The organism is Flintibacter sp. HCN-6482 (genome assembly GCF_037892565.1).
In the GTDB taxonomy this organism is placed as follows: domain Bacteria; phylum Bacillota; class Clostridia; order Oscillospirales; family Oscillospiraceae; genus Lawsonibacter; species Lawsonibacter aceti.
In genome coordinates, this window is record NZ_JBBKBK010000001.1 from 827,798 (window position 1) to 841,683 (window position 13,886).

Genomic DNA, 13,886 nt, shown 5'->3' on the forward strand with positions numbered 1-13,886 from the left:
CAGCTATGGCACACTATGAATATGAATTTGAGGTTCTGGCCCTCTCCGCCGGAGGGTACAGCCTGTTCGGCGGCGTCGGCATCCGGACTGAGGGCCACCAGGAAGTCATTCGAAGCCGGGCCGCCGCCGGCTGGCGTTATGTGGGCTATCTGCCCAGCGTTCAGCGGGCCTCTGGACATATTGAGACCATCGAGCTGGTATTTGAACGCGAGATAGAACAGGAATAAGGGAGGGAAAGGCATGGAGCAGAAGAAGATCGACCGCATCAATGAGCTGGCCCGGAAGGCCAAGTCTCCCGCCGGCCTCACCCCAGAGGAGGAGGCTGAACGGGCCCTGCTGCGACAGGAGTATATCGCCGCCTGTAAGTCCAATCTGATGGCCCATCTGGACAATACCCTCATTCAACATCCTGACGGCACCCGGACCCGGCTGCGGAAGAAGTGATCCGCTCTAGCCGGAGCAGGGGTTCATTGACAATCTCCCCGGCATCTGGGATAATACTCTCGATCCTTTTATGTCCCGCCAGGCGCTTATCCTATCTTTTTAAGGAGGCCCCCCATGGCTCATATTAAATTTTCTACCGACTCTGCTTCCGATATTCCCGCCGCTCTGCGGGAGGAGTGGAACATCCAGGTCCTCCCTTTTCCCATCGCGATGGGCGACAGGGAGTATATGGACGGCTTTGACTTCACTCCCGACGAGTTCTTTCAGATGCTGCTGGACAGCCCTCAGATCCCGACCCACGCCCAGTTGAACCCCTATCTCTTCACTGAATGCTTTGAGAAGGCGTGGAAAGAGGGCTATACCGATCTGATCCACACCTCTATCAACTCCAAGGGTTCAGCCACCTATGGCAACGCCATACAGGCCCGGGACGAGTTCTATGAGGACCACCCCGATGCCCAGGACACCTTCCATATCCATATCATCGACTCCAAAAACTACACCATGGGCTACGGCTGGGCGGTGGTGCAGGGGGCCAAGATGGCTGCTGCCGGCGCCCAGGCGGGAGAGATCGTGGATTTTATCCAGGATTGGGTGGATCATGTCCGGGTGATCTTCGCCCCTCTTGACCTGCGGTTTGCCAAAAAATCCGGCCGGATCTCCGCCGCGGCAGCCTTCATGGGCGAAGCCCTGGGGTTAAAGCCCATTATGACCTTCGCCAACGGCGAGTCCAAGATACTGTCCAAGGCGCGGGGGGAGAAAAACGCGATTTCCGCTGTTGTGGAGCTGTGCAAACAGGAGCGGAGCGCTAACAGCCCCTATCTGGTCGTCCATGGCAATAACCTGGAGCAGGCTGGCAAACTGCTAGAAGCCTGCCGCCAGGAGCTAGGCTGTGAGCCTGCCCTGGAGTATTTCATCGGTGGTGTGGTGTCCATCAACGCCGGCCCCAATGTAATTGGTCTGGTATATCGCACATAAAACTCTTTTTGGGTCCGGCTGTGGCGAGCAGTCGGACCTTTTTCTTTCTCTGGGACAGGCAGGCATCCCGAAATTTACATTTTATTCATGCTTTTTCTGGTAAGGTAGAGTAGGATACTGAAAAACAGGGAGGGATATGATACCAATGAAGCCTGGGCAACTGACCTGGCCCCAGCGGGGCGCCCTGTGGCTGCGGCTGGCCATCCGGCTGGTGCTGTCTCTGGCCGCCGTCCTTCTGGTGTCCTTTTTTGGACGGCCCCTACTGACACTTTTTGCCCCCTTTGTCTGCGCCCTCATCGCTGCCGCCCTGCTCAACCCCCTGGTCAAGTGGTTCCAGCGCAAGCTGGGATGGTCCCGAAGCGTGCTGACCTTGCTCCTTCTGCTCCTCCTCTTCGGTCTGGTAGGGAGTGCCCTGGGATGGCTGGGCTACGCGGTTGTCCGTCAGGTCATCAGTCTGGCGGAGAACTGGGACGGGGTAGTGGCCGCCGGCATCAGTGTACTGGACCAGCTGGACCAGATGTTTCAACAGGTGGTGGCCCAGTTCCCGATCCAGATCGCCGGCCCGGATCAGGGCTTTCTCGACTGGCTGGTGGACACCTTATCCTCGGCGGCCCCTGACCTGGGGAACCTGGCCACCTATGCTGGAGAGAAGGCAGTCTCCTTCTCCTCCTTTCTGTTGGCTCTGGTCTTTTTTGTCATGGCAACCTTTATGCTGACGGCGGACTACCCCTATCTCCGCTCACGGGCCGCTCAACATCTGGACGAGGGGACGCTCCACTTTCTGGGGCAGGTCCGGGCCACCGCCCTGGGGGCCTTCGGAGGCTATTTGAAGGCGGAGCTGCTGCTCTCCATCGGGGTATTCTTCATCCTGCTCATCGGCTTCTTTGTCATCCGTCAGCCGTACGGCCTTCTGCTGGCTCTGGGACTGGCCATTATGGACTTTATCCCCATCATCGGCGCCGGCACGGTCATGGTCCCCTGGGCCGTCATCGCGCTGTTTACCCACAACTACCTCGACGCCATCGAGATCATGGTCATCTGGGGCATTATTGCCATGTTCCGCCGGGTAATGGAGCCCAAATTCGTAGGGGACCAGACTGGTCTATCCCCTATCGCCTCTCTGGTCAGTATCTATGTAGGGATGCAGGTAGCCGGAGTTCTGGGTATGATTCTAGGGCCTATCCTGCTGCTGGTTCTGCTGAATCTGGCCGGAATGGGGATGTTCCGCGGGCTCCGGCTGGACATCGCCGCCGCTGTGCGGGACATCGCCGCCCTTCTCTCCCAGCGGCCAGAGCAGATGTGACCTGGTTTCAAACTTTGTTTTGGGAAAGTTCAAAAAATTTATCCTTTTTCTTCATGCTTTTTTCATATTTCGGCGGTATGATATCCACAGTTCAAAGAGGGGCGGCCCCAAGGCCCTTCTTGAAAGGAGTGCATTTACATGGAGTATCCCGACTTCAGCTTTTATAACAGTGAAAACGACGGCTACCGGGGTGGCTTCGGCGACTATACCGACCCCATTCCCACCTCTGGTGGTCCTGCTCATCCCAGCGAGCCCCCAAAGAAAAAGGGGCGCGGCAAGCGTATTGCCGCTCTTTTGCTGGCCTGCGCTGTTGTGGGCGGCGGAGCGGGCGTTGGCGGCGCGGCCGTGTACCAAAGTCTGACCGCCCCCGATACCGTAATCTATGAGGGGGAGCGCCCCCAGGTGGATACGATGGTCAACACCAACAGCGGCCAGCCCATGACGCCCGAACAGCTATATGCCGCCAACCTGCCCTCCTGCGTCGGCATCACGGTAAACACCACGGTGAACATCTTTGGTCAGACCACCACCTCCGCCGCCAGCGGTTCCGGCTTTGTACTGACCCAGGACGGCTACATTGTCACCAACTACCACGTCATTGAGGAGGCGGTCAATGATTCCTCTGTCACCATTGAGGTCTCCTTCTCCAACGGAGACAAATATACCGCCAAACTGGTGGGCGGTGAGAAGGACAACGACGTGGCCGTACTGAAGATCGAAGCTGCCGGCTTACAGCCTGTGACTTTGGGCGACAGCGACCAGTTGGTGGTAGGCGAAAGCGTGTACGCCATAGGTAACCCCCTGGGTGAGCTGACCTATACCCTCACTGACGGCATCGTATCCGCCCTAGACCGGCTGATCACCACCTCCAGCAAAAATGCTAACGGTCAGACCGAAACCACTACCCTCAATGTACTCCAGACCAACTGCGCCATCAACCCCGGCAACTCTGGCGGCCCTCTGTTTGACAGCTATGGCAACGTGGTAGGCATCGTATCTGCCAAGTACACAGAGTCCACCTCCGGTGTGTCCGCCGAGGGGCTGGGCTTCGCGCTCCCTATCAACGACGTGAAGGAAATCATATCTGACCTCATCGAGCACGGCTATGTTACCGGCAAGCCCTATCTGGGCGTTCAAGTCAATGTGGTGGACGAGAGCGTTCAGCGTTATGGCATCCCCGCCGGCGCGGTAGTGGAGTATGTGGCCGAGGGCTCCTGCGCCCAGAAGGCCGGCCTGCAGGTCAATGACATCATCACCGCCATCGACGACACCGCAGTGGACTCCCCCTCCGCTCTGACTGCGGCCCTGTCCTCCGACTACAAGGCCGGGGACACCGCCACCCTCACCGTGGTGCGCCAGCAGCAGGAGGTCAAGCTGACCGTCACCTTCGACGAGAAAAATGCCGAGACCGAGGCCGCTAACCAGAACCAGCAGAACACACAGCAGGGCCAGCAGCAGAGCCCGAATGGCGGCTATTACTACCAGTGGCCCTTTGGAAGCTTCGGCTGGTGATCCTTCTCTCATTCTCGATTCCTTCTTGAAAGAACCGGCTCTGTCCTTGGGATGGGGCCGGTTCTCTCTTTTTGGAAAAAGATGGACAAACCGCAGAGAAAACGTTATAATTTATTATGGAATAATATTGGGGGCGAGCTATTTCGTCCTTTTTGATTCGGGGCCGCGCCGGGAAGGGCGTTTTTTCTGTGTCTGTTTGGAAGGCCTTGGATCACATCCACGAACACAGAAAGGAACAACAAACATGGAGATCAACGGAACATCTGTCAACGAATCGGTCCGGTATGCCCAGCTGGACCTCTCTCCCGCACTGATGCGGGCCATCGAGAAGAAGGGGTATGTTCAGGCCACCCCTGTCCAGGCCGGCGCCATCCCCTATTTCATGGAGTGGAAGGACGTCATCGCCAAAGCTCCCACGGGCACCGGAAAGACCTTCGCCTTTGGCATCCCCATGGTGGAGCACATTGATCCGGAGAGCAGCGCGGTCCAGGCCCTGGTGCTGGCCCCCACCCGTGAGCTGGCCATCCAGATCCAGGACGAGCTAAGGGACCTGTGCGCCTTTAAAGAGGGCGTGCGGGTAGTCTGCCTCTATGGCGGGCAGCCCATTGAAAAGCAGATCACCCAGCTGAAAAAGTCCCCCCAGATCGTGGTGGCCACTCCCGGCCGCCTGATGGACCACATGAAGCGGCACACAGTCCGGCTGGACCAGGTTCAAACTGTTGTGCTGGACGAGGCCGACCGGATGCTGGACATGGGCTTTGTCCGGGATGTGACCCACATTCTGGACAAAATGCCTCAGCGCCGGAACCTGGGGATGTTCTCCGCCACCATTTCCCGGGAAGTAATGGACATCTCCTGGGTCTATCAGCGAGACCCGGTGGAAATCACCGTCCACGCTGATCAGGACAACAAGCCCGATATCGCCCAGTACCGCCTGGATGTAGACCGGGGGGAGAAGGCGGACACTATGGCCCGGCTGCTGGACATGGGCGACTATGAGCGTGTCATCGCCTTCTGCAACACCAAAAACATGACAGACCGCCTGGCCGGTCTGCTGTCCATGCGGCGCATCTCCTGCGAGGCCATCCACGGCGATATCCAGCAGCGCCAGCGGGAAAAGACGCTCCAGAAATTCCGAGACGGCCAGCTCCGGGTACTGGTAGCCACCGATGTGGCTGCCCGTGGGCTGGATATCGACGATGTGGACGCCGTCTTTAACTATGATGTCCCGGACGAGAACGAATACTATATCCACCGCATCGGCCGCACCGGCCGGGCCAAGCGCCACGGGGTCGCCTTCTCCCTGGTATCTACTATTACCGAGGGGCTTCGGCTGGACGACATCCAGAAGGTCACCGGCAGCGATATCCGCAAGGTATATTTTAATGAGCGGGGCGATCTGGTGGCCGCCGTGGAGCGCCCATGAGAGGCGGTCCACGGCGGAGCGGCCTCCTGTTGGATCTGTTCGCCTGCTTTCTAATCCCGGCCTATACCTTGCTCTTTGCGGGCAGTCGGGCCTGGTTCTCCACCAATTTTTCCGTCATCGCGGTGACCGGGCCGGACCACTACCGGGGCTTTCTCTACTGGGGCGTGCTGGCGGGAGGCTATTTCTTCCTGATGCTGATGAAGCTGGCCTCCATTCTGCGCAGCCGTGTGGCTCAAACCGCCGCCATTCTGCTCACCCTGGCCGCCTGCCTGTCCCTTTGCTATGCTCTAGCCATCCCCTATCTCCCGGAGCAGTTTCCCCGATACGCCGACTTGCATGTGATCCTGGCCGCTCTGGCCTGTGTCCTCTTGATGCTGGCCCTGCTGGTCGCCCTGCTCGCCCTATACCGGCGTCAGCCGGACCGGTATGTCCCCCTGCTCCGGGCCTGGTTTATTATCGTAGGCATTTGCGGGGTCCTGTTTCTCATCCCCCAGATGGTCTCCTCGGCGCTGGAGGTGTTTTTCACCATCTCCGCCGCCCTGCTCGTCCGCAAGGCCTGGCTGTACCGCCGATAGTGATTGGCATTTCCATCCGCTTTTTATCTTCTTTTAATCTTTTTCCCATGGATTTTTCACCGGCTTTGGCGTATGCTGGTATCAGAAAGAGGAAGTCATCTCATATCACATTGGAGGGAATACTTGATGGGATCTAAACGATTGTATCGGACCGAGGGCAGTTATAAAATGCTGTGCGGCGTGTGCGGTGGTCTGGCGGAATACTTTGACCTCGACCCCACTCTGGTCCGGGTGGGCTGGGTCATCGCCTTTTTTGCCTTCTCAGTGGGTCTCTGGGCCTATCTGATCTGTGCCATCATCATGCCAAAAAAGAGCGACGTGTACCCTGGGTACTGATTCATACCCCAAGGCCTCCCTCCGGAGGCCTTTTTATCTTTACAATGGAGGAACCGACATGGACACACGACTTTCCTTTCCCGCAGACATCCCCGCCCTGCGGGCGCTCTGGTCCCTGGCGTTTGGCGACGACGGGGCCTATGTGGACAATTTTTTTCACACCTATTACCGCCCGGACCGGGTGCTGGTACTGGAGGAGGAGGGGCAGGTCCGCTCTATGACCGCCTGGTTCGACACCGTCTTTGTGGTGCCGGGCCGGGGAAAATTCCGGGCAGCCTACCTCTACGCCGTGGCCACCCATCCGGACTGCCGGGGAAAGGGGCTGGCCGCCCGGCTACTGAAGGGGGCGGACGAGTATTTCCGCACCTTGTCTATCCCCGCGGTCACCACCGTCCCGGCCGAACCCAGCCTCCACAGCTTTTTTGGGGCCAACGGCTTTCGGGAGTGCTTTGTTCACCAGAGCCAGGTCAGCCAACTAAATGCGGAGCGCCCCGGCTCCCCTGTCCCGCCGTCCCTCTCCCTGGAGGCGCTGTCCCCAGCCGGCTACGGCGCTCTGCGGGAGGAGCTGCTGGAGGATATTCCCCATATTTTTTATCCCGAGGACGCTCTCACCTATCAGGCCGGCTGCTGTGCCCTGGGCGGCGGCGGGCTCTACCGGGCTGATACCCCCTATGGTCCCGCCCTGCTGTGTGTGGAGTGGGCCAGCCAGGAGAAGGCCGTGGTAAAAGAGCTGCTGGCCGGCCCCCAGGCCGCCGGCTTTGTCCAGGAGAAGGGGCGCCTGCTCTCCCTGCTGGGGGCCTCCATTTTGGAGGTCCGCTCCCCAGTCCGGGAGGGCTCTCCGGTCCCCTTCGGGATGCTGAAATGGCTGGATTCGGAAGGGGCGGAAGGCTGGGACTGGTCGTCCACGGGCTACCTGGGACTAGCCTTTGACTGAAAACTTGCATATTCACCAAAAACGGCCGTTTCTTTTTGTTGAAACGGCCGTTTTTTGGTGCTGCTTTCTTCTGCCACAGTCATTTAGCTGTGGTAACCTCCACAAAAATCTTGCTTTACTCTTCCATTTTTTATGATATGCTATACATATAAAGGACCTTGATTCAGGATTTTCCTAGCGAAAATCTCTGTATCTCGGCAAAATGCAAGTAATCTGTCAATTCATCCCGTACAACATATTATAACAGGAGGAATGTCACAATGAACAAGTACATTGAGCGCGTGCTGGCCGATACCAAGGCCAAAAATGCCAACGAGCCCGAATTCCTGCAGACCGTGGAGGAGGTTCTGTCTTCTCTGGAGCCCGTCATCAACGCCCATCCCGAGTATGAGAAGGCCGCTCTGTTGGAGCGTATGGTGGAGCCTGAGCGCGCCATCGAGTTCCGTGTCACCTGGGAGGATGACAACCACGTTTGGCACGTCAACCGCGGCTACCGTGTGCAGTACAACGCGGCCCTCGGCCCCTATAAGGGCGGCATCCGCTTTGACCCCTCTGTAAACCTGTCTATCATCAAATTCCTGGGCTTTGAGCAGGTCTTCAAGGACGCCATGACCGGCCTGCCCATCGGCGGCGCCAAGGGCGGCTCCGACTTTGATCCCCGGGGCAAGAGCGACGCCGAGGTTATGCGCTTCTGCCAGGCCTTCATCACCGAGCTGTACCGCCACATCGGCCAGGACATCGACTGCCCCGCCGGCGACCTGGGCTGCGGCGGCCGTGAGATCGGCTATATGTACGGTCAGTACCGCCGCATCGTGGGCGCCGCCGAGTTCGGCGCTCTGTCCGGCAAGGCTGTCTGCACCGGCGGTTCCATCATGCGTCCCGAGGCCACTGGTTTCGGCGCTGTCTATTATCTGTGCGAGGCCCTGAAGCACGACGGCGAGTCCATCGAGGGCAAGCGCATCGCCATGTCCGGCTACGGCAACGTGGGCTGGGGCATCATGAAGAAGGCCGCTGAACTGGGCGCCAAGGTTACCTATTTCGCCGGTCCTGACGGCTACATCCACGATCCTGATGGCGTGGACACCGAGGAAAAGCTGAACTACATCCTGGAGATGCGCGCCAAGGATCCTATGCACTGCGCTCCCTATGCCGAGCGGTTCGGCTGCGAGTTCGTTCCCAACGCCAAGTGCTGGGGCGTCAAGGACGTGGACATCTATATGCCCGCCGCTACCCAGAACGATGTCAACCTCGACTGGGCCAAGAAGATCGCTGAGTCCGGCGTGAAATACTACATCGAGGTGGCTAATATGCCCACCACCAACGAGGCTCTGGAGTTCCTGAAGAGCCAGAAGCACATGGTGGTCGCTCCTTCCAAGGCCGTCAACGCCGGCGGCGTGTCCGTGTCTGAGCTGGAGATGGCCCAGAACGCCGAGCGCCTCTACTGGACCGCTGAGGAAGTGGACACCAAGCTGAAGGGCATCATGAAGAACATCTACCACTCCTCCGTGGAAGTTGCCGAGCGTTATGGCCTGGGCTATGACCTGGTAGCCGGCGCAAACATCGTGGGCTTCCAGAAGGTCGCTGACGCCATGATGGCACAGGGCATCTTCTAAGCCTTATCTCAAACTGATACGCCTGCCCCTCCATTTGAGAGGGGCAGGCGTTTTTATTAAAAATACGATGTGGGGGATGCGCTGGGCATAGAGAGACAGCGGCGGGTTCCTTTGCCCATGGCAGAAAAGGAACCAAACCGCCACCGGGGCAGGCCCCGGTGGACAGGGCCCACAGGGGCCCCACCCCCGCTCCCCCGTTTTACGGGGGACGCACTACTTAGAGCCTTGGGGGAAGATCCGGCGCTTAAAATCAGGAAGGCCGCCGGGCCGCCTTCCAGAAGCACCCCGTGATTGGCACCCCGCCAGGTGCCTATTATCCCGTGGGAGCGGCGGCCGGCGGTGACAGACAGTCAGCGCGTGGGACGCGCGGATGGGGGACGGCTTGCTTTTCGATGACCGCCGCACCGGAGATACAAAATCGCTGCCCGGATGGCTCCCCTGGGGTCCGGGGTCGAGACCCCGGAGAACTTTGGCCACTTTCCTTCTCTGGAAAGTGGCGCGCCGCAGGCACGACAGGCCATCAGATTTGCGCCAAGGTCCATCGGGGGCCGCTTCTGTTGAAATATGACGGTCACGCAATATGCGCCCCTATAAGAAGGACGGTATTTCGCCTAAACAGCAAAACACCCGCAGGCTATTCGGCCTGTGGGTGTTCTTTATTGTTCTGTTTTGTTCCCCGGTACATACTGTACAACGTCTGAAATCTCACAATCCAATATCTCGCAGAGTCTATTGAGTGGGAATGACGCTCGAAACGGCGAAAACCCGCATGAATACAGGCTTTTTTGCCCGTCCATACTGCTCTTGATACTGGATTGATACTATTTGTGTCCGCCCGGTATTCTCAAGAGAAAAATCCCAAAAGGACAAGCAAAACCGCCCTGCTGAACGACAAATTCAGCAGGGCGGTTTTTTTGCTTGTCTTATTTATTTTTCCGCCAAGGGATATAATATTCGCTTTCCAGGCCATCGTCGCAGGTATGGGGCCAGTTGAGTTTCCATTCAAAATACTCTTCCCTGGTGATCTCCCCGGCGTGTAACTCCTGCTGACGAAAAAGCCATTCCCGCATGAACTCGTCCACAAGGCCATACTGGAAGTACATACCCACGGGAGGGTGTGCGGGCCAGTCATCGCTATCATTGTACCGTACAGCGGTATCATCAGCGGCCCCTGCTCTGCCCGGATTGCGGACAAGTTGGAACAGGCGGATAGCGCCAGGGCTGTCCTCGTCCAGCCAGAAGAATGTCCGCATGAAGTCCTCGGCAGAGCCGGGGGCGATGGTGTAGAAGTTCTGGCGGTCTACCCGCAGCGCCTCGGCCATCTTGTCCAGCAGTTCCCGTTTCGGAACACGGTAATTCGTCTCATACTGGGCGATCCGGTTGTCCGCTCCCTTTTCCTCAAAGCCGATAGCAAGCCCCAATTCCTTTTGTGTCATGCCTCGAAAGGTGCGGATTTTCTTTATCTTGTCTCCGACTGTCATAATATCCCACCGCCTTTGCCAATAGTATAGCGCAAAAAAGCGAAAGATGCAAGATAATCTTTAACAAAAATGCGAAATAAATTCTTGACATTAACACTTATGTTAATGTATAATGAAGATGGTGACATTAACATATTTGCGAAACTAAAATAAGGAGGTGCTGACCATGGAAAAGGAGCTGTTTGTGAGAGCAGAGGAGGTCGCCAGGGAGCTGGGCATTTCCAAGCCCTACGCCTACAAGCTGGTGCGGGAGATGAACGAGGAGCTGAAGAAAAAAGGCTTTCTCACCATTCCCGGACGGGTAAGCAGGCGCTACTTCGAGGAAAAATTCTATGGGCTGCGGGACAGACAATAAGGAGGGAACCACAATGCCGGCATACAAAGACAAGGCAAAGGGCACATGGTATGCGTCCTTTTACTACGAGGACTGGACGGGCAAGAAAGTAAAGAAAATGAAACGGGGCTTTCCCACCAAGCGGGAGGCTCTGGAGTGGGAGCGGACATTCCTGCAACAACAGACCGCCGACCTGGAAATGACCTTTGAAAACTTCGTGGCTGTCTATGTGGCGGACATGAAAGGCCGTATCAAGGAAAACACCTGGGGGACGAAAGAGCATATCCTCTACAAGAAGTTGGTGCCGTACTTCGGCAAGCGGAAGATGTGCGACATTCACTCCAAGGAGGTCATCGCCTGGCAGAATGAAATGCTGGGTTACCGGGACAAGAACGGCAAGCCCTACTCTCCGGTGTACTTAAAAACGCTGCACAATCAGTTGAGCGCCGTGTTCAACCATGCGGTACGGCACTACAATCTAAAGGTCAATCCCGCTGCCCAGGCGGGCAATATGGGAAAGCCAAAGGGACGGGAAATGCTGTTCTGGACAAAGGCGGAGTATCTGAAATTCGCCGAGGCCATGATGGACAAGCCCCTTTCCTATTACGCCTTTGAAATGCTCTACTGGTGCGGCGTCCGGGAGGGGGAGCTGCTGGCCCTCACTCCTGGCGACTTCGACTTTGAGAAACAGACCGTCACCATCTCCAAGTCCTACCAGCGGATTAAGGGCAAGGATGTGATTACCGACCCCAAGACCCCTAAGAGCAACCGGGTCATTCAAATGCCCGCTTTCCTCTGTGAAGAAATGCGAGACTATATCAAGAGCCTGTATGGGGTGAAGCCCACCGACCGCATTTTCACGGTGACAAAATCCTACCTCCACCGGGAGATGGACAGGGGTGCGAAAGAGGCCGGGGTAAAGCGGATCAGAATACACGACCTGAGGCACTCCCACATTTCGCTGCTCATTGACATGGGCTTTACGGCCCTGGCAATCGCTGACCGGGTGGGACATGAAAGCATTGATATTACCTACCGCTACGCCCACCTGTTCCCCACCCGGCAGGCGGAGATGGCGGACAAACTGGACATGGAGCGAAAGGGGGCCTAAATCATGTCAGTGAAAAATCTTGACCGACACAACCGCTGGAGAAACAAAACTGTGGCTTTCCGGGTGTCCCCGGATGAGGACAGGGAAATTGAAACCGCTGTGCGGCTCTCCGGCCTTACCAAACAGGACTACATCACCCGACGGCTGCTGTGCCGGGATGTGGTGGTACAGGGCAACCCCAGGGTGTATAAGGCCCTGCGGAACGAGCTGGCCGCCGTTCTGGAAGAACTGGAGCGTATCGAGGCCGGGAATGGCGTGGATGGGGAGTTGCTGGACACCATCCGGCTGATCGCCGCCATCATGGACGGCATGAGGGAGGATTGATAGATGGATAGATTGCAAGAGAAAACGACTGCCCCATATCCGCCTGTTGGCGCAGACGGGGGACAGTCGCTCTCACAAAAACCTAACCAAAGTATAGCAGAGGGCGTGACAGAACACAAGCCCCCGGAAAGAGATTTGGAGGAAATCCTGCGGCAGATAAGCCGGGTCAATGACCCGGCCTATCTGCCTACCGTGTCTATGAATGACCTCTACGAACAGGTGTACCCCGGCAGACCTCCTGTGGTAGACGGTCTGCTCTATGCGGGGACATATCTCTTTGTGGGCGCTCCCAAGGTGGGCAAGTCCTTTCTCATGGCCCAGCTTGCCTATCATGTGAGTATGGGCCTTTCCCTGTGGGGGTATGAGGTGCGCCAGGGGACAGTCCTCTATCTGGCCCTGGAGGACAACCACCGTCGCTTACAGGAGCGGTTGTACCGGATGTTTGGAGTAGAGAGTACCGGAAACCTGTTCTTTGCCATCGGAGCTAAGCAGCTCGGCGGTGGCCTGGAGGAGCAGCTAAAGGGCTTTGTCCGGGAACACACGGACACCCGGCTTATTATCATCGACACCCTGCAAAAAATCCGGGAGGCCGGGGCAGAGAAGTACAGCTATGCCAACGACTATGAGGTAATCACCAAACTGAAACGGTTTGCCGATATAAGCGGGGTTTGCCTCCTGGTTGTACATCACACCCGCAAGCAGCAGGCCGATGATAAGTTTGATATGATCTCCGGCACCAACGGCTTATTGGGTGCGGCAGACGGGGCCTTTCTGCTCCAAAAGGAGCGGCGGGCAGACAACGCCGCCACCCTGGACATTTCTGGGCGGGATCAGCAAGACCAGCGCCTCTACCTCAAGCGGGACGAGGAACGGCTTGTGTGGGAGCTGGAGCGGCGGGAAACGGAGCTGCGGCAGGAGCCGCCTGACCCGGTGTTGGAGGCTGTTGCCGCCCTGGTAACGGCGGAACGGCCAGAGTGGAGAGGGACGGCCACGGAACTTGTCGCCGCCCTGGGGCTGGATATGAAACCCAATGCCCTGGCTATGCGGCTGAATGTCCGGGCGTGGCGGCTGTCCTATGAGTACCACATCCACTATGAAAGCGCCCGAACCCATGCCGGGCGGAGTATCAAGCTCACGTTGGAGGAACCCCAGGCGTGACGACCGTGACAGCTGTGACAGCTTTTCGGAGTGCGGAGGCGGTGTGTAAAACATCGTCACGGTCGTCACGGCTGTCACGGGGAGCGGGGGCGAAAGTCAAGGGGGGCATACCTGCGGGTGGAGATTGCCGCAAGTCAATACAACCCGTACCCCTTGACTTTCGGCCCACGGAAAACACTTGCCGGGCGGTGGAAAGGCCCCTGGCCTTTCCACCCTGCCCAACGGCGAGTGACAAAGTTTAGGCGGGGTGCAGGGTGCCCTTTTCAAAGGGCGGCCCTGCTGGGGGAGGCAACCGCAGTTGCCGGGGGCAAAGCCCCCACACCACCCCGTAGGGCGCAAATGCGCTTTTGATGGCCG

At 57.8% G+C, this 13,886-nt stretch carries 15 protein-coding genes; 14 read left to right on the plus strand and 1 reads right to left on the minus strand.

Translation table 11 applies throughout. The features are described 5' to 3' along the window. Positions 1-5 precede the first annotated feature (5 nt). The 10 genes from WKS99_RS04135 (at position 6) to gdhA (ending at position 9,121) form a co-directional block, all read left to right on the plus strand. Entirely contained in the window at positions 6-227 is a 222-nt protein-coding gene (locus tag WKS99_RS04135) for a DUF4177 domain-containing protein (RefSeq protein ID WP_147572737.1), read from the plus strand. A 13-nt stretch (positions 228-240) separates the two neighbouring features. Continuing rightward, positions 241-444, plus strand: coding sequence for a DUF896 domain-containing protein (locus tag WKS99_RS04140; RefSeq protein ID WP_147572738.1), 204 nt, complete (start codon positions 241-243; stop codon positions 442-444). 114 nt (positions 445-558) lie between these two features. Next, positions 559-1,422: a DegV family protein gene (locus tag WKS99_RS04145; RefSeq protein WP_340405376.1), complete on the plus strand. Its 864-nt coding sequence runs from the start codon at positions 559-561 to the stop codon at positions 1,420-1,422. A gap of 145 nt (positions 1,423-1,567) precedes the next feature. After that, positions 1,568-2,725 carry a sporulation integral membrane protein YtvI gene (ytvI, locus tag WKS99_RS04150; RefSeq protein ID WP_186852313.1) on the plus strand — a complete coding sequence of 386 codons (1,158 nt, stop codon included), beginning with the start codon at positions 1,568-1,570 and terminating at the stop codon, positions 2,723-2,725. A 138-nt stretch (positions 2,726-2,863) separates the two neighbouring features. Then, positions 2,864-4,237: a S1C family serine protease gene (locus WKS99_RS04155; protein ID WP_340405377.1), complete on the plus strand. Its 1,374-nt coding sequence runs from the start codon at positions 2,864-2,866 to the stop codon at positions 4,235-4,237. Between the two features lie 244 nt (positions 4,238-4,481). Beyond that, on the plus strand, positions 4,482-5,663 hold the full coding sequence (locus WKS99_RS04160) for a DEAD/DEAH box helicase (protein WP_147572744.1): 1,182 nt from the start codon (positions 4,482-4,484) through the stop codon (positions 5,661-5,663). Continuing rightward, a complete protein-coding gene (locus WKS99_RS04165; protein WP_147572745.1) occupies positions 5,660-6,238 on the plus strand; it encodes a hypothetical protein in 579 nt (192 codons plus the stop codon). The genes WKS99_RS04160 and WKS99_RS04165 overlap by 4 nt, the downstream gene beginning before the upstream one ends. Positions 6,239-6,364: 126 nt before the next feature. Continuing rightward, positions 6,365-6,574, plus strand: a complete 210-nt coding sequence (locus tag WKS99_RS04170; protein ID WP_147572747.1) for a PspC domain-containing protein — start codon at positions 6,365-6,367, stop codon at positions 6,572-6,574. A gap of 58 nt (positions 6,575-6,632) precedes the next feature. Further along, positions 6,633-7,508, plus strand: a complete 876-nt coding sequence (locus tag WKS99_RS04175) for a GNAT family N-acetyltransferase (protein WP_147572748.1) — start codon at positions 6,633-6,635, stop codon at positions 7,506-7,508. Positions 7,509-7,768: 260 nt separating this feature from the next. Then, positions 7,769-9,121: an NADP-specific glutamate dehydrogenase gene (gene gdhA / locus WKS99_RS04180; RefSeq protein ID WP_147572750.1), complete on the plus strand. Its 1,353-nt coding sequence runs from the start codon at positions 7,769-7,771 to the stop codon at positions 9,119-9,121. Between the two features lie 923 nt (positions 9,122-10,044). Here gdhA and WKS99_RS04185 read toward each other — a convergent pair. Then, on the minus strand, positions 10,045-10,602 hold the full coding sequence (locus WKS99_RS04185) for a helix-turn-helix domain-containing protein (protein ID WP_004010378.1): 558 nt from the start codon (positions 10,600-10,602) through the stop codon (positions 10,045-10,047). A gap of 166 nt (positions 10,603-10,768) precedes the next feature. On the opposite strand from WKS99_RS04185, the gene WKS99_RS04190 reads away from it, so the two are divergent. The 4 genes from WKS99_RS04190 to WKS99_RS04205 are packed head-to-tail and all read left to right on the plus strand — an operon-like array spanning position 10,769 to position 13,529. Continuing rightward, the gene (locus WKS99_RS04190; RefSeq protein ID WP_004010379.1) at positions 10,769-10,957 is read left to right on the plus strand and encodes a hypothetical protein; all 189 of its coding nucleotides are present in this window, start codon (positions 10,769-10,771) and stop codon (positions 10,955-10,957) included. A gap of 13 nt (positions 10,958-10,970) precedes the next feature. Continuing rightward, positions 10,971-12,047, plus strand: a complete 1,077-nt coding sequence (locus tag WKS99_RS04195; RefSeq protein WP_004010380.1) for a site-specific integrase — start codon at positions 10,971-10,973, stop codon at positions 12,045-12,047. Between the two features lie 3 nt (positions 12,048-12,050). Then, positions 12,051-12,371 carry a plasmid mobilization protein gene (locus WKS99_RS04200; protein WP_004010381.1) on the plus strand — a complete coding sequence of 107 codons (321 nt, stop codon included), beginning with the start codon at positions 12,051-12,053 and terminating at the stop codon, positions 12,369-12,371. A gap of 3 nt (positions 12,372-12,374) precedes the next feature. Next, positions 12,375-13,529, plus strand: a complete 1,155-nt coding sequence (locus WKS99_RS04205) for a helicase RepA family protein (RefSeq protein WP_031474225.1) — start codon at positions 12,375-12,377, stop codon at positions 13,527-13,529. The last annotated feature ends 357 nt before the right edge of the window (positions 13,530-13,886 follow it).

Bases quoted from the DNA above. Each gene is read 5' to 3' on its own strand.
- WKS99_RS04190 (WP_004010379.1), top strand. From the start codon at position 10,769: ATGGAAAAGGAGCTGTTTGTGAGAGCAGAGGAGGTCGCCAGGGAGCTG.
- WKS99_RS04195 (WP_004010380.1), top strand. From the start codon at position 10,971: ATGCCGGCATACAAAGACAAGGCAAAGGGCACATGGTATGCGTCCTTT.
- ytvI (WP_186852313.1), top strand. From the start codon at position 1,568: ATGAAGCCTGGGCAACTGACCTGGCCCCAGCGGGGCGCCCTGTGGCTG.
- WKS99_RS04205 (WP_031474225.1), top strand. From the start codon at position 12,375: ATGGATAGATTGCAAGAGAAAACGACTGCCCCATATCCGCCTGTTGGC.
- WKS99_RS04140 (WP_147572738.1), top strand. From the start codon at position 241: ATGGAGCAGAAGAAGATCGACCGCATCAATGAGCTGGCCCGGAAGGCC.
- WKS99_RS04200 (WP_004010381.1), top strand. From the start codon at position 12,051: ATGTCAGTGAAAAATCTTGACCGACACAACCGCTGGAGAAACAAAACT.
- WKS99_RS04145 (WP_340405376.1), top strand. From the start codon at position 559: ATGGCTCATATTAAATTTTCTACCGACTCTGCTTCCGATATTCCCGCC.
- WKS99_RS04165 (WP_147572745.1), top strand. From the start codon at position 5,660: ATGAGAGGCGGTCCACGGCGGAGCGGCCTCCTGTTGGATCTGTTCGCC.
- WKS99_RS04175 (WP_147572748.1), top strand. From the start codon at position 6,633: ATGGACACACGACTTTCCTTTCCCGCAGACATCCCCGCCCTGCGGGCG.
- WKS99_RS04170 (WP_147572747.1), top strand. From the start codon at position 6,365: ATGGGATCTAAACGATTGTATCGGACCGAGGGCAGTTATAAAATGCTG.
- WKS99_RS04160 (WP_147572744.1), top strand. From the start codon at position 4,482: ATGGAGATCAACGGAACATCTGTCAACGAATCGGTCCGGTATGCCCAG.
- WKS99_RS04185 (WP_004010378.1), bottom strand. From the start codon at position 10,602: ATGACAGTCGGAGACAAGATAAAGAAAATCCGCACCTTTCGAGGCATG.
- WKS99_RS04135 (WP_147572737.1), top strand. From the start codon at position 6: ATGGCACACTATGAATATGAATTTGAGGTTCTGGCCCTCTCCGCCGGA.
- gdhA (WP_147572750.1), top strand. From the start codon at position 7,769: ATGAACAAGTACATTGAGCGCGTGCTGGCCGATACCAAGGCCAAAAAT.
- WKS99_RS04155 (WP_340405377.1), top strand. From the start codon at position 2,864: ATGGAGTATCCCGACTTCAGCTTTTATAACAGTGAAAACGACGGCTAC.